We start from the raw sequence: 24,956 nt of genomic DNA, 5'->3' as shown, positions 1-24,956 counted from the left end.
GCCTTTGCAAGAAATTTAACTAAATATTTACAAAATTTTGAATTGTTTCTAAAGCGCGTGTTGCATATGCTTCATTTCGTTCTGCTTTCCTCTTAACTTTCTTCTCTAACGGTGCAAACAAACCGAAGTTTGCATTCATCGGCTGGAAGTTTTTCGCGTTTGTCGCAGTAATATAATTCGCCATACTTCCCATTGCAGTTACAGGCGGTAATACAACCGGTTCTTCACCTTTCACAAGTCGAGCAGCGTTAATACCCGCTAGTAATCCTGACGCCGCTGATTCAACATATCCCTCTACTCCAGTCATTTGACCAGCGAAGAATAAATCATCACGTTGTTTATATTGATATGTTGGACGAAGCAAGTTAGGTGAATTAATAAACGTATTACGATGCATTACACCATAACGTACAATCTCTGCGTTTTCCAGTCCTGGAATCAACTGTAACACTTCTTTTTGTGGTCCCCACTTTAAATGCGTTTGGAAACCTACGATATTGTATAACGTTCCTGCTGCATCATCTTGACGTAACTGAACAACAGCATATGGCGTTTTTCCTGTTTTCGGATCTTCTAATCCAACAGGTTTCATCGGTCCAAATACTAGCGTCTGTCTTCCTCTACTTGCCATAACTTCTACCGGCATACAGCCTTCAAAGAAAATTTCTTTTTCAAATTCTTTTAAAGGTACTGTTTCAGCAGCAATTAAAGCCTCGTAAAAACGGTCAAATTCCTCTTCCGTCATTGGGCAGTTTAAATATGCAGCTTCCCCTTTATCGTAACGAGACTTTAAATATACTTTATTCATATCAATGCTGTCTTTCTCAACAATCGGTGCTGCAGCATCATAGAAATAAAAATAATCTTCACCTGTTAATTCTTTTAATTGTGCAGCAAGATCAGGAGACGTAAGTGGACCTGTCGCGATAACAGTAGGTCCTTCTGGAATTTCAGTAATTTCTTCATTCATCACAGTTACGTTCGGATGGTTTTTCACATACTCCGTTACCTTTGCCGCAAATTCATGACGATCTACAGCTAAAGCCCCTCCTGCTGGTACAGAGCACTCATCAGCTGCACGAATAATAACAGAGTCCATTAAACGCATTTCTTCTTTAATAACACCAACAGCGTTTGTTAATGTGTTTGCGCGAAGCGAGTTACTGCATACTAACTCTGCAAATTTATCTGTGTGATGAGCTGGCGTTTGCCTTACCGGTCTCATTTCATATAATTTTACTTGGACACCACGTTTTGCAATTTGGTAAGCTGCTTCACTTCCTGCAAGACCTGCGCCAATGACGTTTACTACTTGTGTTGTCATATTTATCACCTTTCCTTTTCTTCCCGAAAAAAATGTGAGCAGTTACGCTCACATTTGTTGTTCTTCTTCATAATCACACGAAATACATTGTACTTGCACGCCTTTTTTCAACTTCTTCTCTACAAGCATACCTTCGCACTTCGGACATTTACGACCAATTGGTTTATCCCAAGATACAAAGTCACACTCTGGATACGTACCGCATCCATAGAAAAGACGTTTCTTTTTATTACTACGGCGTTCAATAATTTGACCTTTATCACACTTCGGACAAGTAACACCGATTTCTTTCACAATCGGTTTTGTATTACGACAATCTGGGAAATTCGAACAAGCCATAAATTTCCCGTATTTACCCATTTTAAAGACCATTGGGTGATCACACAATTCACAGTCTTCCCCAGCTGGTTCATCTTTAATTTCCACTTCACGCATTTCTTTTTCCGCTTTTTCTAAACGCGGTTCAAAGCCTACGTAGAAATCATCAACAATTTTTACCCAATTCGCATTTCCTTCTTCTACTTCATCAAGACTTTGCTCCATGTTAGCAGTAAATTCAATGTTAATAATTTCTGGGAAAAACTCTAAAATAAGTTCAATTACTATTTCACCAAGTTCAGTTGGAACGAAGCGTTTATTATCCAAACCTACGTATCCACGTTTTTGAATCGTTTCAAGTGTCGGCACGTAAGTCGACGGTCTTCCAATTCCAAGCTCTTCAAGTGTTCTTACTAGACGAGCCTCTGTATAGCGCGGCGGAGGTTGTGTAAAGTGTTGCTTCGGTTCTAAATCCTTCGAAAATACCGTTTCCCCTACTTCTAAAGGTGGCAACATTTTATCCTTTTCTTCAGCCCCGTCATCTTTCGACTCTACATACACTTTCATAAATCCTGGAAACTTTACAACCGATCCACTTGCACGGAACTGAACATTGTTATTAATGAGTCTAGCTGTCACAGTATCCATTATAGCAGACGCCATTTGACTTGCAACAAATCGCTCCCAAATCAGTTTATACAACCGAAGTTGATCACGACTTAAGAAACTCTTTAGTTCCTCTGGCCTTCTCATTACCGAAGTAGGACGAATTGCCTCATGCGCATCTTGCGCGTTCGACTTTTTCGTTTCTTTCTTCTTTTCTGTCCCTATGTATTCCGCACCAAACGCCTCAGTAATGTAAGTACGCGCCTCTGTTTGAGCTGTTTCTGAGATACGTGTTGAGTCAGTTCTCATATACGTAATAAGACCTACAGTCCCTTGCTTTCCAAGATCTATACCTTCATACAATTGCTGCGCGAGCATCATTGTTTTCTTTGCTCGCATGTTTAACTTACGCGCTGCCTCTTGTTGCAAGGAAGATGTTGTAAACGGTAATGCAGGATTACGTTTTCGCTCTTTTCGCGTTACATTTTCAACTGAAAACGCATTATCTTTCATCTGTTCAATTATTTCATTCACTTGCGTTTCATTCGTTAATTGAACTTTTTCACCATCTACACCGTAAAAACTTGCTTCAAATGTGTCTTTCCCTTTCACAAATTCTGTCTTAATTGTCCAGAATTCTTCAGGCTCAAAGATTTGAATTTCTTTTTCACGTTCGATAATTAAACGAACTGCTACAGATTGTACGCGTCCTGCACTTAATCCTTTTTTTACTTTCTTCCATAATAAAGGACTAATATTGTAACCAACAAGACGATCTAGTATACGCCTTGCTTGCTGTGCATCTACTAAATCCATATTAATCGCACGAGGATGTTTAAATGATTCTTTTATTGCATCTTTTGTAATCTCATTAAACACAACTCGGCAATCTGATTCAACGTCCACATTTAACGTATTGGCTAAATGCCAAGCAATCGCTTCCCCTTCGCGGTCTGGATCGGCCGCGAGATAGACTTTCTTTGCTTTTTTGGCCGCTGATTTTAAATCTTTTAAGACGGGACCTTTACCACGAATGGTAATATACTTCGGGGTGAAGTTGTTCTTTACTTCTATCCCCATTTGGCTTTTAGGTAAATCGCGAACGTGTCCCATAGACGCGACAACTTTGTATTTTTTCCCTAAATATTTCTCAATGGTCTTCGCCTTAGAAGGCGACTCCACGATTACGAGGTAATCTGACATGCTAGTGCCTCCTTAAGAGGTGGATTCAAGTCTTCATCAATCTTATTGATTTCTCTTGTTTTTGTCAATCAAGAATGAATATACCATACAGTGCCTATCTACCATTTGTCAATAATTGTTTAATAAAAACATAAAAATATAAAGTTAATTTAAAACTTCTTCCAAGATATCTTCTGCATTTCTTACTAGTTTTGCTCCTTGTTGAATCAGATGATTCGTTCCTGATGCACTATCTATAAATATAGGTCCAGGAAGTGCAAATACCTCTCTATTTTGCTCTAAAGCAAGGTCCGCAGTAATAAGTGTTCCACTTCTTGATTTCGCTTCTACAACTAAAACACCCTTACTTATACCACTAATAATCCGGTTCCTTTTTGGAAAATACCATTTTTTCGGTGCATAGTGCGGCGGATACTCTGTTAATAACAATATATATTCATTCCACGTTTCATATAAATGTCTATTCTCTTTTGGATACATATACGATAATCCATGTCCTAGTATTGCAATAGTCGGGCAATGCCGTCTTACTGTAATTTCATGAGACATTGTATCTATCCCTCTTGCAAACCCACTGACAATAAGCCATTCCCTTTCTAATAATGGGTGTAAAATAAATTTTAAACTCTCATGTCCATATAAAATTGGTTCTCTCGTTCCAATAACTGCTAATTTATTCGCTTTACTGAGAAAACACTTCTCTCCTTTTCCATATAATACAAATGGGGGATCCTGTATTTCACGTAATAATTGTGGATAATCTTCGTCCCATATAGTCATATAGAAGATTCGATTTTTCTCTAAATAAGATATATATTGTGGGAGATTTGAACTTTGAAGAAAATTTACTAATTCTAAAGATTTTTTCGAGGATATTCCAGTGTAGTATTCCATTTGTTTTGTATTAAACGTGTATATTCCCTTCAATTCAGGATCGACATATAGTAGTCTTTCCATTGCCTTCCAATGATCTGCTAAAAAATAATGAAGATGTAATAATCGTTCTCTTTTCATCTTAATTCTCCTTACCCATAATTTTTATTATGTAAACAAGAATTGCGTAAAAAGACACCTTCAAGCAAGAAGGTGTCTTTCAACAGATTAGTAGTTTTTACAAGTCTCAAATAGACCTTTTTCTTTTAAGACAGAGATTAGTGTTTCACCCATAACGGCTGGAGTTTCCGCTACTTTAATACCACAAGCTTCCATCGTTTTAATCTTTTCAGCAGCAGTTCCTTTACCACCAGAAATGATTGCACCAGCATGGCCCATACGTTTGCCAGCAGGCGCTGTTTGGCCACCAATGAAGCCTACAACAGGTTTTGTCATATTAGCTTTCACCCATTCAGCCGCCTCTTCTTCCGCTGTACCACCAATTTCACCAATCATAATTACAGCATGTGTTTCTTCATCTTCATTAAATGCTTTTAACGCATCTATAAAGTCCGTACCGTTAACTGGGTCCCCGCCGATACCTACAGCAGTAGATTGGCCAATACCTTCTTGTGTTAACTGATGTACAGCCTCATACGTTAATGTACCAGAGCGAGATACGATACCTACATGGCCTTTTTTATGAATGTACCCTGGCATAATACCAATTTTACATTCATCAGGCGTAATAACACCAGGACAGTTTGGTCCAAGTAAACGTGTATGTTTACCCGCCATATATCTCTTTACATTTACCATATCTAATACAGGAATACCTTCAGTAATACATACTACTAAATCGATTTCTGCATCAACTGCTTCCATAATTGCATCAGCCGCAAAAGCGGGTGGAACGTATACAACTGAAGCGTTTGCGCCTGTTGCTTTCACTGCATCTTCTACAGTATCAAATACTGGTACACCTTCAATATCAGTGCCACCTTTACCTGGCGTTACACCACCGACAATTTTCGTACCGTATTCAATCATTTGTTTTGTGTGGAATAAACCTTGAGAACCTGTAATACCTTGAACAATAACTTTTGTATCTTTATTAACTAATACGCTCATTTTTCTCCCCCGCTTTCTATTAGCCCACTAGTGAAACAATTTTTTGTGCACCGTCTGCCATAGATTCTGCTGCAACAATATTTAAGCCAGACTCATTTAAAATTTTCTTACCTAACTCTACGTTTGTACCTTCAAGACGTACAACTAAAGGCAATTCAAGACCTACTTGTTTCGTCGCTTCAATAACACCTTCTGCGATAACATCACACTTCATAATGCCACCAAAAATGTTAACGAAGATACCTTTTACATTTTTGTCAGAAAGGATAATTTTGAATGCTTCTGTAACTTTTTCAGCTGTTGCACCGCCACCAACATCTAAGAAGTTAGCTGGATCGCCATGGTAATGTTTAATGATATCCATTGTAGCCATCGCTAAACCTGCACCATTAACCATACAACCGATATTTCCATCTAAAGGAATGTAGTTTAAGTCATATTTAGAAGCTTCAATTTCTTTTGAATCTTCTTCATCAAGATCACGAAGTTCTAAAATGTCTTTATTGCGATATAAAGCATTAGAATCAAAGTTTAATTTCGCATCTAATGCCATAACTTTACCGTCACCTGTTGTAACAAGTGGATTGATCTCCGCGATAGAGCAATCTTTTTCGATAAACGCACGGTATAAGCCCATCATAAACTTCACAGCTTGTCCTACAAGCTCTTTTGGAATATTGATGTTAAACGCGATTCGGCGCGCTTGGAAGCCTTGTAAGCCTACTGCTGGATCAATATATTCTTTAAAGATCTTTTCAGGTGTTTGCTCTGCTACTTCTTCAATTTCTGTTCCACCTTCTTCAGATGCCATTAAAACAACTTGAGAAGTTGCACGATCTAAAACTAGACCAACATAATATTCTTTTTTAATATCGCAACCTTCTTCGATAAGTAAGCGTTTTACTTCCTTACCTTCAGGACCTGTTTGATGTGTCACAAGTGTAGTTCCTAAAATGCTCTCTGCATATGTACGAACTTCATCTAAATTTTTTGCAACTTTTACTCCGCCAGCTTTGCCGCGTCCACCAGCGTGAATTTGTGCTTTTACTACACATACATCCGTTCCTAATTCTTTCGCTGCTTCTACAGCTTCTTCTACTGTAAATGCAACCTTCCCGTTCGGAACGCTAACCCCATAGCTTTTAAGGACTGCCTTACCTTGGTACTCATGGATATTCATGGTCCCATCCTCCCCTGTTTTCCTGTTTTACTCGAAAAGTTTTTTAATGTTTAAAAAACATTACATTGCCATTGTATAAGATGATTGGCACGCTGTCTACAATAAAGTGTCAGAAAACTGAAATCGCTTTATTCTTTTTTGAAAATAATAATGTTCATATACCAAAATAAAAAAATAAGCTGCATATTCGCAGCTTATTTTTGAATCGTATCTTTAATTGGTGCAAACGATTTACGATGTTCTTCTAATACTCCATGCGCTTCAATCGCTTCTAAATGTTGTTTTGTGCCATATCCCATATGTTGTTCAAATCCGTATGCAGGATACTTTTCTCCAAGCTCTTTCATCATACGATCTCTCGTTACTTTCGCAATAATGGATGCAGCTGAAATAGAAATACTTTTCGCATCACCTTTAATAATGGATGTTTGCGGAATTGGTGTAGGAAGTTTCATCGCATCAATTAATAAATGTTCTGGTGCACAAGATAAATTCGCAACAGCATCTAACATCGCTTGTTTCGTCGCTTGATAAATATTTATCTCATCAATAACTTGTGGTGATACAATTCCAACTCCAATTGCAATTGCTTGTGCTTTAATTTCATCATAAAAACGCTCTCGCTTCGCCTCACTCAGCTTTTTCGAGTCATTTAACCCTGGAATATAAAAATCTTCCGGAAGGACAACAGCTGCCGTCACGACAGGCCCAGCTAGCGGCCCACGCCCTACTTCATCTATACCTGCAATAAATGTGAGCCCTTTTTCACGTAATGCAATCTCATACTTGGACATTTCGAAAAACTTTTCTTTTTCTTTCTGCGCTAACTCTTTTTGTTTATGCCACTTCAAAATGAGCTTTTGTACCCCTTTTCGCTCATCTTTCATTAATATTTGAAAGCGGTCGTCCTCTTCACTCATAATTTTTTGCAGTAAATGTTCCGCTTCTTGAATAGTCACTTTTTGCATTCACGCACACTCCTTTTATATACAAAAAAGAAAAGACGTACAAACGCACGTCTTATACTTCTTCTACTTTTTCAACACCTTCTACTTGCTCCGCAAACTCTTCTGGTGTTTCAAACGTCATTTTCCCAAGTTTCCCACCACGAAGCTCACGAAGTATAAGCTCAGATGTTTTATCGTAATCAATCATTCCGCCGCCCATTAAACAGCCTCTATTTTTTCCAATTGCATCAAATAACTCCACAATATCTTCTGGAATTTCATTTAAATTATATCGATCTTTCAAACGTTCTGGATAATGTTTTTCCATAAAACGTAAAGCGTAAACAGCAACATCTTGTAAATTTAAAATTGAATCTTTAATTGCGCCTGTTGTCGCTAAACGAAGACCCACCAATTGATCTTCAAATTTAGGCCATAAAATACCCGGTGTATCTAACAGTTCCATTTCCTTCCCAACTTTAATCCATTGTTGAGCTGTTGTTACACCAGGACGATCTCCTGTTTTAGCAATATTTTTCTTCGCCAACTTATTAATTAACGTAGATTTACCAACATTCGGTATACCTACAATTAATGCACGAATTGCTCTCGGTCTAATACCTTTTGCAACCATTTTATCAAATTTTTCTTTCACCAACACTTTACAAGCCGCTGCAATTTCCTTCATACCTTGTCCAGCTTGTGCGTTAATTGAAATTGCCATTTGGCCTTTTTCTTTAAAATATGCAATCCATTGCTTTGTTAAACGATCATCTGCCATATCCGCTTTATTTAAAACAACAAGCCTCGGCTTATGTGTAATAATCTCATCGATCATTGGATTTCGAGAAGATAAAGGTAATCGAGCATCTACAAGCTCAATTACAACATCAATTAACTTTAATTTTTCTGTTACTTGGCGTCTAGCCTTTGCCATATGTCCCGGGAACCATTGAATTACCATGTTGCCACCTTCTTTTTCTTTTATTTCACAATACGAGCATCTTTTAACGGCCAATATAGTATATTTGCTTTTCCAATCACTTGGTCCATTGAAATTGTACCAATCGAACGGCTATCTTTACTAAAACGACGATTATCGCCTAAAACAAATAATTGACCTTCTGGAACAGTTTTCTTCCCTGTCATTTCTTCAAGAGTAAAATCATATGTAAGCGGTCCGTCAGCAATTTGTTTTTTTTGCTTGTCTAAATACGGCTCCTCATAAGCCTTTCCGTTAACATATAGTTTATCATTACGATACTCTATTTCATCGCCTGGCAGGCCGATAATGCGCTTAATATAATCTTTATCTTCCGTTGCTCGGAATACGATAATATCAAATCGTTTCGGATCTCCTATGTGATAACCAATTTTATTGACAATCATTCGATCGCGATCATGTAAAGTAGACGCCATCGATACTCCATCTACGAGAATTGGAGCAAAGAAAAACTGTCTAATAACACCCGCTAATACAACAGCAATCAAAATTGCTTTGATCCATTCCCAAAGTGAACTCTTTTCTTTTTTCATGCGTTTCCCCTCCACGATTATGTAAGCTGCTCGTATTATATCAAAATTTTATATAGATTGGAAAAAGGGAGCTTGTGTATTTACAAGCTCCCATACATGTCTTATCGAATTTCTTTAATACGTGCTTTTTTACCGCGAAGGTTACGTAAGTAGTATAACTTAGCACGACGTACTTTACCACGACGAAGTACTTCAAGTTTCGCGATTCTTGGCGTGTGAACTGGGAATGTACGCTCAACACCTACACCGTAAGAAATCTTACGAACTGTGAATGTTTCACTGATTCCGCCACCACGACGTTTAATTACAACACCTTCGAAAAGCTGAATTCTTTCACGAGTTCCCTCAACTACTTTTACGTGTACACGTAAAGTGTCTCCAGGACGGAATGAAGGAAGGTCAGTTTTTAATTGGCCTTGAGTAATTTCTGCGATTAATTGTTGCATATTAAATTCTCTCCTTTAAACAGATGCTCTTATAAAGTCTTAATAAATTACAGCGGAACATCGTTAATACGGCCACTGATTTCAGTAGCACAAGTGTTATAATAGCATATTGCTAGGACTGTTGCAATAGAAAATATATCAAGCCCTTACTTGTCTTCTTTAATTTGTTCTAACCATTTCGCTTCTTGCTTAGATAATTCTCGTTCTTCCAGTAAATCCGGTCTACGCGTGTACGTACGACGTAGTGATTCTTTGTGTCGCCATTCATCAATATTTTTATGATTTCCTGACATTAGTACATCCGGTACCTTCATACCACGAAAATCAGCTGGACGTGTATAATGAGGATGTTCTAATAAACCTGTACTAAACGAATCCTCGACTTGTGAAGCATGATTTCCTAGCACTCCCGGGAGGAGACGCACGACACTATCCGTAATAACCATAGAGGCTAACTCTCCGCCGGTTAATACGTAGTCACCGATAGAAATTTCATCCGTTACGAGATGCTCACGAATTCGTTCATCGTACCCTTCATAATGACCACACACAAAAATAACATGCTCTTCTTCAGCAAGTTCTTCTGCCTTCTTCTGCGTAAAACGCTCTCCTTGTGGACACATTAGGACAACTCTCGGTTTACGTTCTGTTTCCTTCGTTAACTCTTCCACTGCATCAAAGATGGGCTGGGGGGTTAATACCATCCCAGCGCCACCACCATACGGATAATCATCTACGCTATTATGCTTACTCGTTGTATAATCGCGGAAATTGACAACACGAAGCTCTACCGCTTCTTTTTCTTGTGCTTTCTTTAAAATTGAAGATCCAAACACACCCGTAAACATATCTGGAAACAATGTTAAAATGTCAATTTTCATTATAATAGCCCTTCCATTACATGAATGGTTACTAATTTATTCTCAATGTTAACTTGAAGTACAACATCATCAATATAAGGAATTAATAGATCTTGGCCTTTTGGACGTTTAATTACCCAAACATCATTTGCACCAGGAGATAAAATTTCTTTTATTGTTCCTAACGCTTCTCCTTCTTCCGTTACAACATTGCAACCAATAATTTCATGGTAGTAGTATTCGCCTTCAGCTAGTTCACCTAACTGCTCTTCTGGTACTTTTATTAAAGAACCTTTAAACTTCTCTGCTTCATCTACATTATTGTATCCTTCAAATGTTAATAGATCAAATGTCTTATGTTGACGATGAGAAGTTACTTTCACTGGAAGGTAGTCTGTACTTTTCTCATTACTTATGTATAACGTGTTTCCTACTTTATATCGCTCTTCTGGAAAATCAGTACGAGAAATAACACGTATTTCTCCTCTTACGCCATGAGTATTTACAATTTTCCCTACGTTAAACCATTTTGTCATAAATAGTATGTCACCCCTGGTTTCTATATAAATTAAGCATCTCCATTTCACATATGGAACATGCAACTTCTCTTTAAATGTTAAAAAAGGGAGAGGAAATAACTCCTCGCCCTTTTTACGTTTATTGAATTTCCAGTGTTACTTTTTCATCATTATGATGTCCCACTGAATACAAGAGCATTCGAATTGCTTTCGCAACTTTCCCTTGCTTTCCAATGACTTTTCCAACATCCTCAGGATGTACAGTTAATCGATACTTTATCTCTCCGTTGTAAAGTTCCTGTGTAACTTTTACATCTTCAGGATGATCGACAAGAGGCTTGACAATCGTCTCGACTAACTTCTTCATAGTCATTGCCTCAATTACTTACCTTGTTTAGATAAGTGGAATTTCTCCATGATACCTTGGTTAGAGAATAAGTTACGAACTGTATCAGATGGTTTAGCACCATTTCCTAACCATTTTAATGCTGCTTCTTCGTTGATCTTAACTTCAGCTGGTTGAGCAACCGGATTGTAAGTACCGATTTCCTCAATGAAACGTCCGTCACGAGGAGAACGAGAATCTGCAACAACTACACGATAGAAAGGAGTTTTTTTAGCTCCCATACGTTTTAAACGAATTTTAACTGCCATTTATAAAGCACCTCCGAATTTATTTCACACAGATAATTATATTAGCAAAAAGACTATTGCTTTGTAAAGTATTTTTTCTTAACAGAGCCATCTTTTTTCCTTACATGAATGGAAACTTCAATCCACCTAGTCCTTTTTTCTTACCTTTTTGCATTCCCGTCATCGTTTTCATCATCTTTTTCATATCATCAAATTGCTTGATTAAACGATTGATTTCTTGTACCGTTGTACCGCTACCTTTGGCAATGCGCTTTTTGCGACTAGCATTGATTATTTCCGGTTGTTCTCGCTCTAATTTAGTCATAGAACGAATAATTGCCTCAATATGCCCAATTTGTTTTTCATCAACTTGCGCATTTTTCAGACCTTTAATTTTATTTGCACCAGGAAGCATTCCTAACAATTCATCAAGCGGTCCAAGTTGACGCACTTGTCCAAGTTGTTCTAGGAAATCGTCAAGCGTAAACGAAAGCGTACGCATTTTTTGCTCAAGTTCTTTTGCTTTCTCTTCATCAACTGTAGCTTGCGCTTTTTCAATTAATGTTAAGACGTCTCCCATCCCTAAAATACGGGATGCCATACGCTCTGGATGGAACGCTTCAATCGCATCTAGTTTTTCACCCATACCAACAAATTTAATCGGTGTATTTGTTACCGCCTTAATAGATAATGCCGCACCACCGCGCGTATCACCATCTAATTTCGTTAATACAACACCTGTTAAACCTAACTGTTCATGGAAACTTTGTGCAACATTTACCGCGTCTTGTCCCGTCATCGCATCGACAACAAGGAAAATTTCATCCGGTTTCGCAACTTCTTTCACTTTCGCTAATTCATCCATTAGTTCTTCATCAATATGCAGGCGACCTGCTGTATCAATTAAAACATAATCGTGATGATCTTCTTTTGCTTTTGCAATCGCTTGTTTCGCAATTTCAACAGGACTTACTTGATCTCCTAAAGAGAATACAGGCATGTCCAATTGCTTCCCTAATGTTTCAAGCTGTTTAATCGCTGCTGGACGGTAAATATCCGCTGCAACAAGCATTGGTTTACGATTATGCTTTTTACGAAGCAAATTCGCAAGCTTACCTGTCGTCGTTGTTTTACCCGCACCTTGCAGACCAACCATCATTATAACAGTCGGTGGCCTATTAGCAACAGCAATTTTGCTTTGCTCTCCGCCCATAAGTTCTGTAAGTTCTTCCTGTACGACTTTAATTACTTGTTGTCCAGGTGTCAAACTTGTCATTACATCTTGTCCGACAGCACGTTCAGACACACGCTTTACAAAATCTTTTACTACTTTAAAGTTAACGTCCGCTTCTAAAAGAGCTAGACGAACTTCTCTCATCATTTCTTTCACATCGGCTTCAGAAACTTTTCCTTTGCCGCGGATTTTTTGCATTGTCTGTTGAAGTCGGTCGGCTAATCCTTCAAATGCCATATTGCCGCCCTCCTAATCTAATTTTTCGATAGCTTCAACAACTTGTTTCATTTCTTCATTCACATGCTCTTCTTCGCTGATTAGCTGTTTTAGCTTTGCAACAAGTCGCTGTCGCTCTTGAAACTTTTGAAGTAATACTAATTTATCTTCATATTCTTCAAGCATCGCTTCAGTCCGTTTAATGTTATCATACACGGCTTGGCGACTTACATCAAATTCTTCCGCAATTTCACCAAGAGATAAATCATCTAGATAATAAAGCGACATATAACTTCTTTGTTTTTGCGTTAACAACGATTGATAAAAATCAAATAAATAGTTCATTCTCGTTGTTTTCTCGAGCATGTTGGATCATCCTTTGTTAAGTGATTTCCCTTTACATGAATTAGTTTACATGGAGTACAAAAGAGTGTCAAGTTTTTTTCTTAACATCACATATTTTTATAGAAAAAGAAGCGGAAAAGACCGCTTCTTTCACTTACACTTCTTCTGTTTCTACTAAGTTCGCAAATAAACCATACACATATTGTTCTGGATCAAACTGCTGCAAGTCATCCATTTGCTCTCCTAATCCAACAAATTTCACTGGTACATCCATTTCGTTACGAATCGCTAATACAATACCACCTTTAGCAGTTCCATCTAACTTCGTTAAAACAATACCAGTAACATTCGTTGCTTCACGGAATGTCTTCGCTTGACTTAAACCGTTTTGTCCTGTTGTTGCATCAATAACAAGTAATACTTCGTGAGGAGCCCCCGGTACTTCACGCTCAATTACACGTTTCACTTTCTCTAACTCTTTCATTAAGTTTACTTTATTTTGTAAGCGTCCTGCTGTGTCACATAGTAATACGTCTACTTTACGTGCTTTCGCGGCTTGTACAGCGTCATACATAACCGCCGCTGGATCAGATCCTGACCCTTGTTTAATCACTTCTACACCAACGCGATCGCCCCATACTTCTAATTGTTCAATCGCTCCTGCGCGGAATGTATCTCCTGCCGCCAATAGGACAGACTTACCTTCTGATTTGAATTTATGTGCTAGTTTACCAATCGTCGTCGTTTTCCCTACACCGTTAACACCGACAAATAAAACAACTGTTAATTGATCCTCTTGCATATTAATTTCGTTACTAAATTCACTGTCGCCTTTGTAAATTCCTACTAACTTTTCTGAAATAACAGCTTGTACTTCTTTTGGATCTTGGATGTTACGACGTTGCACTTCTTCTTTCAATTGATCAATTAATTCCATTACCGTCGAAACTCCGACATCTGCACCAATTAAAATTTCTTCTAATTCCTCAAAGAAATCTTCATCTACTTTACGATAACGATAAACTAAATCATTTACTTTATCTGCAAACGAATTTCTCGTTTTTTCTAATCCATGTTTAAATTTCTCTGTTACCGTATCTGTTTGTTTTGAAATTTTTTCTTTTAATTTTTTAAAAAAACTCATACTGTCCCATCCTTCCTAATTACTTGCAACTAGTTCTTCTCCATCATCCAAACGAACCGAAACAAGTTTAGATACCCCTGACTCTTGCATTGTGACACCGTACAATACGTCAGACTCTTCCATTGTACCTTTTCTATGTGTAATGACAATAAACTGTGTCTCATCACTAAATCTCTTTAAATACTGCGCAAAACGGGCAACATTCGCCTCATCAAGAGCCGCCTCTACCTCATCTAATACACAGAATGGGACTGGGCGCACTTTTAAAATACCGAATAACAGCGCAATCGCTGTTAAAGCACGCTCCCCACCAGAAAGTAAACCTAAGTTTTGCAGTTTCTTCCCTGGCGGTTGCGCTACAATATCAATACCAGTATTTAATAAGTCCTCTGGATTCGTCATGACTAAATCCGCTCTACCGCCTCCAAATAATTCAGAGAATACCGATTGAAACTCCATTCGAATTCCTTCAAACGTAGTAGAAAAACGTTTTTTCATTTCTTCATCCATTTCGGTAATAAGTTGGTGCAATGTCGCTTTCGCTTCTTCTAGGTCATCTTTTTGCTCTAGTAAGAATGTATGACGCTCTGCTACACGCTCATACTCTTCAATTGCCCCTAAGTTCACTGTGCCTAGCTCTTCGATGGATAATTTAATTAGTTTCACCTTTTTACGTGCATCCTCTGCAGGCATCATCATTGTATACTTCAGTTTTGCTGCTTCAAATGAAATCGTATATGTTTCACGTAAATGTTGTAATCTATTTTCTAACTCTACATCAAGTCGGTTTATTTTTACTTCTTGATTTTTCAGCATCTCAAGAATGTATTTATGTTTACCTGTTGTTTCTTTCAGATTACGTTCTAAATGTTCTACTCTCTCTTGTAACGATACGCGTTGTTCACGACGAGAGCGAATTAACTCTGAAGTTTGATTACGATCATATGCTTTCTTCTCAATCATATTCGTAATCTGTTCTTCACCACTTGAATTAGATGTCATTTCTTGTTTTAAGAATGCTAAATCCTCTTTCGTTTTGACAAGCGTTGCATCCGTTTCTTCTTTTTCCTTCGTCAATCGTTCAACTTTTTCTTTTTGATTAGATAAGCGTTGTTGCTTTTCAGCCGCCAACACTTTTAACTCAGTCATTTCTTTTTGCACTTTTTCCTTCGAAGAATGCTGCTCACTTTTTTGTTTTGTTAAAGCGATAATTTTGCTATCTAATTCCGTAATCTCCGCTTGAAGCGTTGCTAAAATCTTTTCTAGCTCTTCTTTACGTCCCTGTATTTTCACTTGATCTTGTAAAAATCCTTCAATCTCTAAATCGTAAATAGATAAACGATCATTAATACGATGTTCTTCTAATTCTAAGCGACTAATTTCTTCTCTTAATTTCTGTTCATCTACACGCTCTGCTTCTACACTTTGCCTTAGTTCCCGTATTTTCACTTCTTTTTCTTGAATCTCTTGCTTTACTGCTTTAACAAAGTTTTCTAACTTTGTCGTTTTTTCTTCCATATCAGTTAACTTGTTCGTCCACTCTTCTAGCTCACGTTGACGTCCTAATAAAGAAGATTTCGCCTGTTTTACCGCTCCACCAGTCATAGAACCACCAGGGTTCACTACATCACCTTCGATTGTTACAATGCGATAACGGTATTGCAGTTGTTTCGCCAACTCATTCGCCCCACGTAAATCTTTCGCAACAATAACAGTACCTAATAAATTTGAAACTACATTTTCATATTTATTGTTATATTGCACAAGTTCTGCCGCCACACCTACAAACGATGGGTGTTGATTTACAATACGTAATTGTTCAAATGATAACGATCTACTTTTAATAACAGCTTGCGGTAAAAACGTTGCTCGTCCATGTTTATTTTGTTTTAAAAACGTAATTGCATTACGAGCATGTTCTTCTTTTTGTACGACAATATGCTGCATCGCTGCACCTAGAGCAATTTCCATTGCAATTTCATATTCTTTCGGTACCGTTAGCAGTTCTGCAACAGCACCCTCGATACCTTGCAACCTATCTTCTCTAGCTTTTAATACTTCACGTACCCCTTGATAGAAACCAGAGTAATCCTCTTGCATCTCTTCTAGCATTTCTTTTCGAGAACGTGCCTGTTGTACAAATTGATACGCTTGATACAGTTTTGTTTCATTTTCACTATACTGCGTCTTGCATTTCCCAAGTGCCGCTTCTGTCTTTTGTATATTCGAAAGGATACCAGCTACTTTTTCTTTCACTTGTTCATAACTTTCCACAAGTTTTGTCTTTTTCGCTGTAATTTCCATGCGTATTTCTACATATTTTGCATTTTCTTCATCGAGTCGTTCATTTTTTGAGTTTTGTTGTTTAGATTGTTCTTCAATCATAGATAACTCATTACGATGACTAGCTTGTTGATTTAAAAGTTCAATATAGTCACCTTTTAAATTCTCAATTTGTTCCTCTAAATTGTCAGCAAAAGTTGCAAGCAGTAGCTCATTATCATGCAATTTTGTCTCCAACTCTTTTACTTGATTTACAAATTGCATCAACACTTCTGTACTGGATTCAATTTCACCATCATAACTTGTAGCTTTCTCTGTTAATTCAACAATTAACTGTTCGAGTTGTGCACAATGCGTCGTTGCATTTTGTTTTCTCTCTTTTAATAACTCGCGCTGTCCTTCTAACTTTTCTAGCTCTTTACTAGAAAGAAGCAGCACTTCTTGTAAGGAATCTACAGACTCATCTACTGCTTGTAATTGTCCTCGTAATTCCTCAAGCTCTTCTTCACCTTTTTGTAAATGCGTTGACATTTTAACTTCTTCGTTTTTATTATGCCCAAACTGATTTCGAAGCGCTTCCCATTTCTCATGTAATTCTTCAATTTCATGTACAATAAGCGCCGCTTCTACTTTCTCTAATTCTTCTTTTTTCTCGAGATAATCTTTCGCAATAGAAGCTTGTCTTTCTAAAGGTTCTACTTGACTACTTAATTCGTGAATGATATCTTGTACACGATTTAAGTTTTCTTGTGTGTCTGCTAATTTCACTTCAGCTTTCTTTTTACGAAGTTTGTATTTCAGCACTCCCGCAGCTTCTTCAAATACACCACGACGTTCTTCTGATTTACTACTTAAAATCTCTTCAACTTTCCCCTGGCTAATAATCGAAAAAGCTTCTCTTCCCATACCAGAGTCCATAAATAAATCGATAATATCTTTCAATCTACATGATTGTTTATTAATATAAAAATCACTATCACCAGAACGAGATACACGACGCGTTACACACACCTCATTATATTCAATCGGTAAACGTTGATCTTCATTATTTAAAGTTATTGTTACTTCAGCAACATTAACTGCTCTTCTCGTATCACTGCCTGCAAAAATAATATCCTCCATCTTTGCACCACGTAATGATTTTGCAGATTGTTCACCAAGTACCCAGCGAATCGCATCAGTAATATTACTTTTCCCACTTCCATTAGGTCCTACTACGGAAGTTACACCTGGGACAAAATCAACAGATACACGCTCAGCAAAAGACTTAAACCCTGCTATTTCTAATCTTTTTAAAAACACGAAAGGCCTTCCTCCTATTCTCCGTTGTTATAACTGTTGTCTATACAAAAACAAGCTATTATACGGATTTCCCTTCCTTTTATTCACAAACAAAAAGAAAGTTTCATTCTATGCATAAGGAATCCCCCTCATTCAAAGGGGGATTCCTTATAGTTGTTCTTTTAATTTTTTCAATGCTTCTGCAGCAGCTTGTTGCTCTGCTTCTTTTTTCGACTTACCACTACCAAGACCTAAAGCCACGTTATTTAACGTAACACGTGACACAAATTCTCGATTGTGGGCCGGTCCTTTTTCCTGCAAAATTTGATACTCAATATTGCCACTACCATCACGCTGAATCAACTCTTGTAATTGACTCTTATAATCCATCACATGAGAAAAAGCACCTTCATTAATTTTAGGGTATACAATTTCTTTTAAGAAGCCCCATACTGTTTCTAACCCTTGATCAAGATAAAGGGCACCAATAAACGCTTCAAAGACATCCGCTAATAAAGCTGGTCGTTCACGTCCACCTGTCATTTCCTCACCTTTTCCTAATAAAACAAGGCTACCAAATGACAACTCGTTTGCAAAACGAACAAGAGATGGTTCACATACAATAGCTGCACGTAGTTTCGTTAACTCTCCTTCGCTCATTGTCGGATATTTTTGAAACAGATACTGTGACACAGTAAGTTCCAATACTGCATCTCCAAGGAATTCGAGACGCTCATTGTCTTCATGCGGTTTTTTTCGATGCTCATTCACATACGATGAATGCGTAAATGCTTGAATCAATAATTTTTCATCTGAAAACGTAATACCTATCTCTTCTTGAAATACTTTAAACGCTTCACGATATTTTGTTTCGTATTTTTTTTCTCTATGTTTTCGGTACGGCATAAGTCCCTCCAGATATAAGCCGAGAAGCCCCGCTAAAAAAACGGGACTTCACTTAAGCATTATAGATGACTCTCTATGTAAGTCACAGCATCGCCAACAGTAGCAATCTTTTCAGCATCTTCATCAGAAATTTCCATTTCGAATTCATCTTCCAATTGCATTACAAGTTCTACTACATCTAGGGAGTCTGCGCCTAAATCTTCTTTAAAGCTCGCAGCTGGTACTACTTCAGTTTCTTCTACACCTAAACGATCAACGATGATTTTTGTTACACGCTCTAAAACATCTGCCATTCCATTCACCTCCCCTCAAATATTATATTAAATATTGGCCAAAAAAACTAGTTGAAATCAATTCTTTTATTACATTACCATTCCGCCATCAACATTTAACGTTTGCCCTGTAATATATTTGCTTTGATCAGAAGCAAAAAACGTTACAGTATTTGCGATATCTTGCGCTTCACCAAACTGAGCTGCAGGAATTAACTTTAACATTTCGGCTTTTATATTTTCATCTAATATATCCGTCATATCAGTCGCAATAAAACCTGGAGCAATTGCATTTACAGTAATATTACGGCTCGCTAATTCTTTTGCTGATGTTTTTGTTAATCCAATTACACCCGCTTTAGCAGCAACATAGTTTGCTTGTCCTGGATTACCTGTCACTCCAACAACAGAAGCGATATTAATAATACGTCCATGACGCTGGCGCATCATGTATCGAGATACTGCCTTCGTACATAAGAATACACCTTTTAGATTTGTATTAATAACTGTATCCCATTCTTCTTCTTTCATACGCATTAATAAATTATCTTTTGTTACACCTGCATTATTTACAAGAATATCAACTTGTCCAAATGTATCTACAGTTTGTTTCACCATATTTGTAACGTCTTCAGCATTTGCAACATCTGCTCTTACTGCAAGTGCATCCGAACCTAATTTCTTTATTTCATCAACTACTTCATTCGCCTTTTGCTCATTACCAGCATAATTTACTACAACATTTGCCCCTTGTTTCGCTAAATCAATCGCAATCGCACGACCAATTCCACGTGAAGCGCCAGTTACTAATGCTACTTTCCCTTTTAACATCAGTTTTCTCCTCTCAAATTTGAAATGGTATCTTTTAATGTCTCTTCATCGTATATCGCATATGCTTTCACTGATGAATCAATTGACTTCATAAGTCCAGCAAGCACTTTCCCAGGTCCAATCTCAATAAATGTATCTACCCCTTGATTCACCATATTTTCAATGGACGGGTACCATAAGACAGGCGAATAGAGCTGTTCAATTAGCTTTTCTTGAATAAGTGCACCACTTGTAATAACGTCTGCTGTTACATTTGCGATAACAGGAATATTCGTATCTTGAATTGTAATTTCTTTTAAGACACTTTGGAACTTCTCCGCGGCTGGCTTCATAAGCGAAGAGTGGAACGGTCCACTTACCTTAAGCGGAATTGCTCTCTTTGCACCATTTTCTTTCGCTCTTTGAGAAGCAATCTCAACTCCTTGCTTTGTTCCAGAAATCACAATTTGCTTCTTACTATTCATATTAGCGATTTGCACTGCATATCCTTCACTTGTTACTTCTTCTGTAACTTGTTTCAGCATATGTGGATCAGCACCTAAAATAGCCGCCATTGCACCTTCTCCACCAGGAACAGCTTCTTCCATATATTCCCCACGTTTTCTTACAGCATATACAGCGTCTTCAAAAGTTATTGCACCCGCTGCTACAAGAGCGCTATATTCACCTAAACTATGCCCTGCAACAAAGTCTGGTGTAATATCATACTCTTTCAAAGCTGTCAAAATAGCAAAACTCGTTGTTAATAAGGCCGGCTGCGCATTTGTCGTTAACGTAAGCTTTTCCTGCGGCCCTTCAAAAATCACTTCTGAAAGTGAATCTTGCAACACCTCATCTGCTTTCGCAAACACATTTGCAACCTCTTTATTATTCTCCGCTAACTGTTTACCCATTCCAACTGCCTGTGAACCTTGGCCCGGAAAAAGAAATGCTAGTTTTCCCATTTCAAATCCTCCTCTTATTGGAGTGGCTCTTTCTCCATTACGCTTGAAATAGTAGGAATAACTTCTTTCGCTACCATTTCTCTCGTTTGACGAATCGCACTAAATATTGATTGGTCATTGGAAGAACCGTGAGCCTTAATGACTGGAGCTTTCAATCCAAATAATGCCGCTCCTCCATACTCCGAATAATCCATTTTATCTTTTAATACCATAAGTTTTGGCTTTAATACCGCTGCTGCTAATTTGCTCGTAAACGAACTCATTAACTGCTCTTTTAACATAGAAAATAACGCAAGTGCTGTTCCTTCTAATGATTTTAGCGCTACATTCCCTGTAAAACCATCACATACAACAACATCTGCTACACCTTGCAATAAATCTCTTGATTCAACGTTCCCAACAAAATGAATTGGGGCATCCTTAAGCATTGCAAAGACTTGTTTTGAAAGCTCGTTCCCTTTGCCATCCTCTGTTCCAACGTTCAAAAGTCCAACACGAGGATTTTTAATTCCTCTTACTTTCTCAGCGTATACAGATCCCATTACTGCATATTGATATAAATGAATTGGTTTTGCATCAACGTTCGCTCCAACATCTAACATAACAAAACCTTCTCCATCAATCGTTGGCATTGTAGGGGATAAAGCTGGTCGCTCAATTCCTTCCATACGACCTACAACGAACAATCCAGCCGCCATTAAAGCTCCTGTACTACCAGCTGATATACAAGCATCCGCTACGCCGTCTTTCACTTGCTGCGCTGCTAGTACCATTGAGGCTTGTTTTTTTCGTCGAACCGCTCTTACTGGTTCATCTGTCGATTCGATTTTTTCATCTGTATGAAGTATAGTAATTCGTTCTTCACTCGTTAAGTATTGACGAATCTCCTCTTCTTTCCCTACTAACGTAATATGTAAATCAGAATATTCCTTAATAGCTTTCATTGCTCCTAATACGACAGCCTTTGGAGCATGATCGCCGCCCATTGCATCTATTGCGATTTTCATAAGTTGTTACCTTCCTCACTATAATTACTAGATCGATACATTTCAAAAGTGCCTGTAAAAACAAGTTCTTCTCCAACAAAGCTACGCACTTTGACAACGGTCCGTCCTTTATCATTCTCTACATCTTCAACGCGCGCTTTTGCAACAACACGCTCTCCTAATTTTACAGGACGAATGTATCGAATGGTAGACTTTGCAGTTAAAGCTAATTCTTCATCAATAACCGCAACAGCTAGTGAGTTTGCTTGTGCAAACAAATGATGCCCACGGGCAATCTGATTTCTTTTAAATACGTGTTCTACCTTCACTTCAAAGATAGAAATCGCATGTCTATCTAATTCTATATCGATAATTTCTCCGACAACCTCTTCTAACGGTAAAGATTTCACATCTTCTTCATGTTGCTTTGTAGCTACATGTTTAATTCTTTCTCTTAATTCAGGAATAGATAATTCCATACGGTCAAGACGTACGGTTTGTATACTCACTTGAAATTTTTCTGCTAAATCTTCATCCGTAATAAAAGGATTCGTTTCTATTGTTTGTTGTAATAATTGTTGTCTTTCTTTTTTACTTCTTCTTTTTTTCATACCGCACCATCCGTTTTTATGACTAGGTACTAACAGTAGTATATAATCATTAAAAGTAGAATGCAACAAAAACTTTCGTTGCCTCCCTTTAATCGAGCTTCTCTCCTTGGAACACACCTGTCCCGTCAAGATAAGTACGCAGCGAAGCATACTGATCATTATGCCAAAACGCTTCTGATTCTACTAGTAACGCCGCATCTTGTCTAGCTGTTTCTAACGCTCGATAATCATGTACCATATCAGCAACCTTGAATTCTGGTAAACCACTTTGCTTACTTCCAAAGAAATCTCCAGGACCTCTTAACTCTAAATCTTTTTCTGACAATACAAATCCATCATTCGTTTCGGTCATAATACGCATTCGCTCTTTTCCCGTTTCCGATTTTGGATCCGCGATTAATAAACAATATGATTGTTCACTACCACGCCCAACACGTCCCCTGAGCTGATGGAGCTGCGATAAACCGAAACGCTCTGCATCATAAATAACCATTACAGTCGCATTCGGTACGTTCACACCTACTTCAACAACTGTTGTCGACACAAGAATTTGCACTTTATTTTCACTAAATTGTCCCATTATCTCTTCTTTTTCTTGAGATGAGAGTCTGCCATGCATTAATCCGACTTGACATTTCCCTTGATAATGATGAGTCAGCATACTATGTAAGTCAATCGCATTTTGTACATCAAGTTTCTCAGATTCTTCAATAAGGGGACAAATAACATATGCTTGTCTTCCTTTTTTTATCTCCTTCTCCACAAAACCGAGAACTCGATCTAACATATCATGTTTTGCCCAGTATGTTTCAATTACCTTTCTACCAGCTGGCATCTCATCGATTATAGAAACATCCATCTCTCCAAATGCAGTAATTGCTAACGTACGCGGAATTGGCGTCGCCGTCATAAATAAAACATCCGGACTTTCACCTTTCTCCCTTAAAACTCGTCGCTGCGCTACACCAAATCGATGTTGTTCATCAGTAATAACGAGACCTAACCTATGAAAGATAACTTCATCTTGAATTAAAGCATGTGTTCCAACAAGGATATCTATTTCTCCTTGTTCTAATTTTGCCAAAATCTCTCGACGCCTTACACCTTTAACAGAACTGGTTAACAATTCAACATTCATACCAAAGTGCGAGAACGTCTCTGCAAGCGATTGATAATGTTGCTCTGCTAAAATTTCTGTAGGAACCATTAAAGCACCTTGATAATGTGCTAACTTCGCTGCATAAAGGCCAATCGCTGCAACGACTGTTTTCCCAGAACCTACATCACCTTGCAACAGACGATTCATCCGATAAGGAGATGTCATATCTTTCATAATTTCATCTACTACCCGACGCTGTGCACCAGTTAATGGAAACGGAAGTGCATCAATAAACTCTTGCAATTCTGCTGAAGGAATTTCTTTTTTCGTCCCTTTCGAATTTTCCCTCTCCATTTTCCGTAATGTTTGCATTTTTAGCTGGAATAAGAAAAACTCCTCATATACAAAACGGCGACGTGCTTGTTTTAAATCTTCCTGTCCTGCTGGAAAATGCAACGCCCGAAGCGCTTCATAACGCGGCAATAATTTATATCGACTTAGCAATCCATCAGGTAACACTTCAACTATAGATTCTCCATACTCCTTGAACGCTTGGGCAATAAAACGGCGCATCTGTTTTACTGTAAGTTTCCCTTTCACTGAGTATACAGGCTCTACTTCTTGTTGACGTACAACTGGTCCAAAATGAAGCTCTGATACCGCAATCGTTTGACGGTGCTGATCCCATTTACCAGTAATCGTTACTGTTTCATTTAAATTTAACTTCTGCTTATAGTACGGCCTATTAAAGCATACAGCTGTAATTAAATAACGACCGACGAGGACACGAACCGTAAGACGAGACTTCTTCTTCCCATAATATTGCAGTAAAGGAGCACTATGAACCTTTCCCTCAACTGTTACACGTTCATCATGCTTTACTTCAGCAAGATCTTTCATCGCATAATCTTCATAACGGTACGGAAAATGTTCTAATAGATGAGAAACTGTATAAATCCCCATCTCGTGTAGTAATTCAGATGTTTCTCCTCCGATTCCCTTTACATCCGTAACAGGAACTTGTACAACTTCATTCAAGATTCTCACGCTCCGTCACATTATTTTCTTTGATTCATTCATACTATTGACATCTGTAATCGCTCTCTTTCACCCTATATATTCTATCATAGGCATTCTTAGAGAAACTACTCAAATCCCTCATAAACAATACGAAAGAAAAGAGCCTCACTATTAGCAGCAAGGCTCTTTTTTATCTTCAATATGCTAGC

At 37.9% G+C, this 24,956-nt stretch carries 24 protein-coding genes; all 24 read right to left on the bottom strand.

Annotated elements, in window-relative coordinates:
- Positions 1-19: 19 nt before the first annotated feature.
- Positions 20-1,324 carry an FADH(2)-oxidizing methylenetetrahydrofolate--tRNA-(uracil(54)-C(5))-methyltransferase TrmFO gene (gene trmFO / locus AC1Q8N_RS12305; protein WP_000211997.1) on the bottom strand — a complete coding sequence of 435 codons (1,305 nt, stop codon included), beginning with the start codon at positions 1,322-1,324 and terminating at the stop codon, positions 20-22.
- 48 nt (positions 1,325-1,372) lie between these two features.
- Positions 1,373-3,451, bottom strand: coding sequence for a type I DNA topoisomerase (gene topA, locus AC1Q8N_RS12300; RefSeq protein WP_001286953.1), 2,079 nt, complete (start codon positions 3,449-3,451; stop codon positions 1,373-1,375).
- A 144-nt stretch (positions 3,452-3,595) separates the two neighbouring features.
- The gene (gene dprA / locus AC1Q8N_RS12295; RefSeq protein ID WP_048546002.1) at positions 3,596-4,465 is read right to left on the bottom strand and encodes a DNA-processing protein DprA; all 870 of its coding nucleotides are present in this window, start codon (positions 4,463-4,465) and stop codon (positions 3,596-3,598) included.
- 87 nt (positions 4,466-4,552) lie between these two features.
- On the bottom strand, positions 4,553-5,455 hold the full coding sequence (gene sucD / locus AC1Q8N_RS12290; RefSeq protein ID WP_000115178.1) for a succinate--CoA ligase subunit alpha: 903 nt from the start codon (positions 5,453-5,455) through the stop codon (positions 4,553-4,555).
- A 19-nt stretch (positions 5,456-5,474) separates the two neighbouring features.
- The gene (sucC, locus tag AC1Q8N_RS12285) at positions 5,475-6,635 is read right to left on the bottom strand and encodes an ADP-forming succinate--CoA ligase subunit beta (RefSeq protein WP_001020778.1); all 1,161 of its coding nucleotides are present in this window, start codon (positions 6,633-6,635) and stop codon (positions 5,475-5,477) included.
- A gap of 194 nt (positions 6,636-6,829) precedes the next feature.
- Positions 6,830-7,603 carry a ribonuclease HII gene (gene rnhB / locus AC1Q8N_RS12280; protein WP_048546004.1) on the bottom strand — a complete coding sequence of 258 codons (774 nt, stop codon included), beginning with the start codon at positions 7,601-7,603 and terminating at the stop codon, positions 6,830-6,832.
- A gap of 52 nt (positions 7,604-7,655) precedes the next feature.
- A complete protein-coding gene (gene ylqF, locus AC1Q8N_RS12275) occupies positions 7,656-8,546 on the bottom strand; it encodes a ribosome biogenesis GTPase YlqF (RefSeq protein ID WP_048546006.1) in 891 nt (296 codons plus the stop codon).
- A 20-nt stretch (positions 8,547-8,566) separates the two neighbouring features.
- Positions 8,567-9,118, bottom strand: a complete 552-nt coding sequence (lepB, locus tag AC1Q8N_RS12270; protein ID WP_000711857.1) for a signal peptidase I — start codon at positions 9,116-9,118, stop codon at positions 8,567-8,569.
- A gap of 101 nt (positions 9,119-9,219) precedes the next feature.
- The gene (gene rplS, locus AC1Q8N_RS12265) at positions 9,220-9,564 is read right to left on the bottom strand and encodes a 50S ribosomal protein L19 (protein ID WP_001186518.1); all 345 of its coding nucleotides are present in this window, start codon (positions 9,562-9,564) and stop codon (positions 9,220-9,222) included.
- A gap of 146 nt (positions 9,565-9,710) precedes the next feature.
- The gene (gene trmD / locus AC1Q8N_RS12260; RefSeq protein ID WP_098079062.1) at positions 9,711-10,445 is read right to left on the bottom strand and encodes a tRNA (guanosine(37)-N1)-methyltransferase TrmD; all 735 of its coding nucleotides are present in this window, start codon (positions 10,443-10,445) and stop codon (positions 9,711-9,713) included.
- Complete coding sequence (gene rimM / locus AC1Q8N_RS12255) at positions 10,445-10,960, bottom strand: ribosome maturation factor RimM (RefSeq protein ID WP_048546010.1); 516 nt, start codon at positions 10,958-10,960, stop codon at positions 10,445-10,447. Before rimM ends, trmD begins: the two co-directional genes overlap by 1 nt.
- Positions 10,961-11,081: 121 nt before the next feature.
- The gene (locus AC1Q8N_RS12250; protein ID WP_000737397.1) at positions 11,082-11,309 is read right to left on the bottom strand and encodes a KH domain-containing protein; all 228 of its coding nucleotides are present in this window, start codon (positions 11,307-11,309) and stop codon (positions 11,082-11,084) included.
- 14 nt (positions 11,310-11,323) lie between these two features.
- On the bottom strand, positions 11,324-11,596 hold the full coding sequence (gene rpsP / locus AC1Q8N_RS12245) for a 30S ribosomal protein S16 (RefSeq protein WP_000268750.1): 273 nt from the start codon (positions 11,594-11,596) through the stop codon (positions 11,324-11,326).
- A 100-nt stretch (positions 11,597-11,696) separates the two neighbouring features.
- The gene (ffh, locus tag AC1Q8N_RS12240; protein ID WP_048546014.1) at positions 11,697-13,046 is read right to left on the bottom strand and encodes a signal recognition particle protein; all 1,350 of its coding nucleotides are present in this window, start codon (positions 13,044-13,046) and stop codon (positions 11,697-11,699) included.
- A 12-nt stretch (positions 13,047-13,058) separates the two neighbouring features.
- Entirely contained in the window at positions 13,059-13,391 is a 333-nt protein-coding gene (locus AC1Q8N_RS12235; RefSeq protein ID WP_000891061.1) for a putative DNA-binding protein, read from the bottom strand.
- A gap of 133 nt (positions 13,392-13,524) precedes the next feature.
- Positions 13,525-14,514: a signal recognition particle-docking protein FtsY gene (gene ftsY / locus AC1Q8N_RS12230; RefSeq protein ID WP_000007644.1), complete on the bottom strand. Its 990-nt coding sequence runs from the start codon at positions 14,512-14,514 to the stop codon at positions 13,525-13,527.
- Between the two features lie 15 nt (positions 14,515-14,529).
- The gene (gene smc, locus AC1Q8N_RS12225; RefSeq protein ID WP_048546015.1) at positions 14,530-18,099 is read right to left on the bottom strand and encodes a chromosome segregation protein SMC; all 3,570 of its coding nucleotides are present in this window, start codon (positions 18,097-18,099) and stop codon (positions 14,530-14,532) included.
- Positions 18,100-18,246: 147 nt separating this feature from the next.
- Complete coding sequence (gene rncS / locus AC1Q8N_RS12220; protein ID WP_001146867.1) at positions 18,247-18,984, bottom strand: ribonuclease III; 738 nt, start codon at positions 18,982-18,984, stop codon at positions 18,247-18,249.
- 59 nt (positions 18,985-19,043) lie between these two features.
- Positions 19,044-19,277, bottom strand: coding sequence for an acyl carrier protein (acpP, locus tag AC1Q8N_RS12215; protein WP_000786062.1), 234 nt, complete (start codon positions 19,275-19,277; stop codon positions 19,044-19,046).
- A 69-nt stretch (positions 19,278-19,346) separates the two neighbouring features.
- A complete protein-coding gene (fabG, locus tag AC1Q8N_RS12210; protein WP_048546017.1) occupies positions 19,347-20,087 on the bottom strand; it encodes a 3-oxoacyl-[acyl-carrier-protein] reductase in 741 nt (246 codons plus the stop codon).
- Positions 20,087-21,031, bottom strand: coding sequence for an ACP S-malonyltransferase (gene fabD / locus AC1Q8N_RS12205; protein WP_098079060.1), 945 nt, complete (start codon positions 21,029-21,031; stop codon positions 20,087-20,089). Before fabD ends, fabG begins: the two co-directional genes overlap by 1 nt.
- A 14-nt stretch (positions 21,032-21,045) precedes the next feature.
- Positions 21,046-22,038, bottom strand: coding sequence for a phosphate acyltransferase PlsX (gene plsX, locus AC1Q8N_RS12200; RefSeq protein ID WP_098047855.1), 993 nt, complete (start codon positions 22,036-22,038; stop codon positions 21,046-21,048).
- Positions 22,035-22,628, bottom strand: a complete 594-nt coding sequence (fapR, locus tag AC1Q8N_RS12195; RefSeq protein WP_048546022.1) for a transcription factor FapR — start codon at positions 22,626-22,628, stop codon at positions 22,035-22,037. Before fapR ends, plsX begins: the two co-directional genes overlap by 4 nt.
- Before the next feature lie 88 nt (positions 22,629-22,716).
- Positions 22,717-24,765 (bottom strand): ATP-dependent DNA helicase RecG, encoded by a 2,049-nt coding sequence (recG, locus tag AC1Q8N_RS12190; protein ID WP_001006889.1) that lies wholly within the window; start codon positions 24,763-24,765, stop codon positions 22,717-22,719.
- Positions 24,766-24,956: the final 191 nt, after the last annotated feature.

The sequence above is a fragment of the Bacillus sp. GW823-FHT06B01 genome (assembly GCF_058952315.1).
Note: the sequence above shows the minus strand (reverse complement) of the source record. Positions and strands in the feature narration are given on the sequence as shown.

Bases quoted from the DNA above. Each gene is read 5' to 3' on its own strand.
- rplS (WP_001186518.1), bottom strand. From the start codon at position 9,564: ATGCAACAATTAATCGCAGAAATTACTCAAGGCCAATTAAAAACTGAC.
- fapR (WP_048546022.1), bottom strand. From the start codon at position 22,628: ATGAAAAAAAGAAGAAGTAAAAAAGAAAGACAACAATTATTACAACAA.
- rpsP (WP_000268750.1), bottom strand. From the start codon at position 11,596: ATGGCAGTTAAAATTCGTTTAAAACGTATGGGAGCTAAAAAAACTCCT.
- fabG (WP_048546017.1), bottom strand. From the start codon at position 20,087: ATGTTAAAAGGGAAAGTAGCATTAGTAACTGGCGCTTCACGTGGAATT.
- lepB (WP_000711857.1), bottom strand. From the start codon at position 9,118: ATGAAAAAAGAAAAGAGTTCACTTTGGGAATGGATCAAAGCAATTTTG.
- fabD (WP_098079060.1), bottom strand. From the start codon at position 21,031: ATGGGAAAACTAGCATTTCTTTTTCCGGGCCAAGGTTCACAGGCAGTT.
- ftsY (WP_000007644.1), bottom strand. From the start codon at position 14,514: ATGAGTTTTTTTAAAAAATTAAAAGAAAAAATTTCAAAACAAACAGAT.
- plsX (WP_098047855.1), bottom strand. From the start codon at position 22,038: ATGAAAATCGCAATAGATGCAATGGGCGGCGATCATGCTCCAAAGGCT.
- acpP (WP_000786062.1), bottom strand. From the start codon at position 19,277: ATGGCAGATGTTTTAGAGCGTGTAACAAAAATCATCGTTGATCGTTTA.
- dprA (WP_048546002.1), bottom strand. From the start codon at position 4,465: ATGAAAAGAGAACGATTATTACATCTTCATTATTTTTTAGCAGATCAT.
- AC1Q8N_RS12235 (WP_000891061.1), bottom strand. From the start codon at position 13,391: ATGCTCGAGAAAACAACGAGAATGAACTATTTATTTGATTTTTATCAA.
- trmFO (WP_000211997.1), bottom strand. From the start codon at position 1,324: ATGACAACACAAGTAGTAAACGTCATTGGCGCAGGTCTTGCAGGAAGT.
- sucC (WP_001020778.1), bottom strand. From the start codon at position 6,635: ATGAATATCCATGAGTACCAAGGTAAGGCAGTCCTTAAAAGCTATGGG.
- AC1Q8N_RS12250 (WP_000737397.1), bottom strand. From the start codon at position 11,309: ATGAAGAAGTTAGTCGAGACGATTGTCAAGCCTCTTGTCGATCATCCT.
- ylqF (WP_048546006.1), bottom strand. From the start codon at position 8,546: ATGGTAATTCAATGGTTCCCGGGACATATGGCAAAGGCTAGACGCCAA.
- sucD (WP_000115178.1), bottom strand. From the start codon at position 5,455: ATGAGCGTATTAGTTAATAAAGATACAAAAGTTATTGTTCAAGGTATT.
- trmD (WP_098079062.1), bottom strand. From the start codon at position 10,445: ATGAAAATTGACATTTTAACATTGTTTCCAGATATGTTTACGGGTGTG.
- rnhB (WP_048546004.1), bottom strand. From the start codon at position 7,603: ATGCAAAAAGTGACTATTCAAGAAGCGGAACATTTACTGCAAAAAATT.
- rimM (WP_048546010.1), bottom strand. From the start codon at position 10,960: ATGACAAAATGGTTTAACGTAGGGAAAATTGTAAATACTCATGGCGTA.
- topA (WP_001286953.1), bottom strand. From the start codon at position 3,451: ATGTCAGATTACCTCGTAATCGTGGAGTCGCCTTCTAAGGCGAAGACC.
- ffh (WP_048546014.1), bottom strand. From the start codon at position 13,046: ATGGCATTTGAAGGATTAGCCGACCGACTTCAACAGACAATGCAAAAA.
- rncS (WP_001146867.1), bottom strand. From the start codon at position 18,984: ATGCCGTACCGAAAACATAGAGAAAAAAAATACGAAACAAAATATCGT.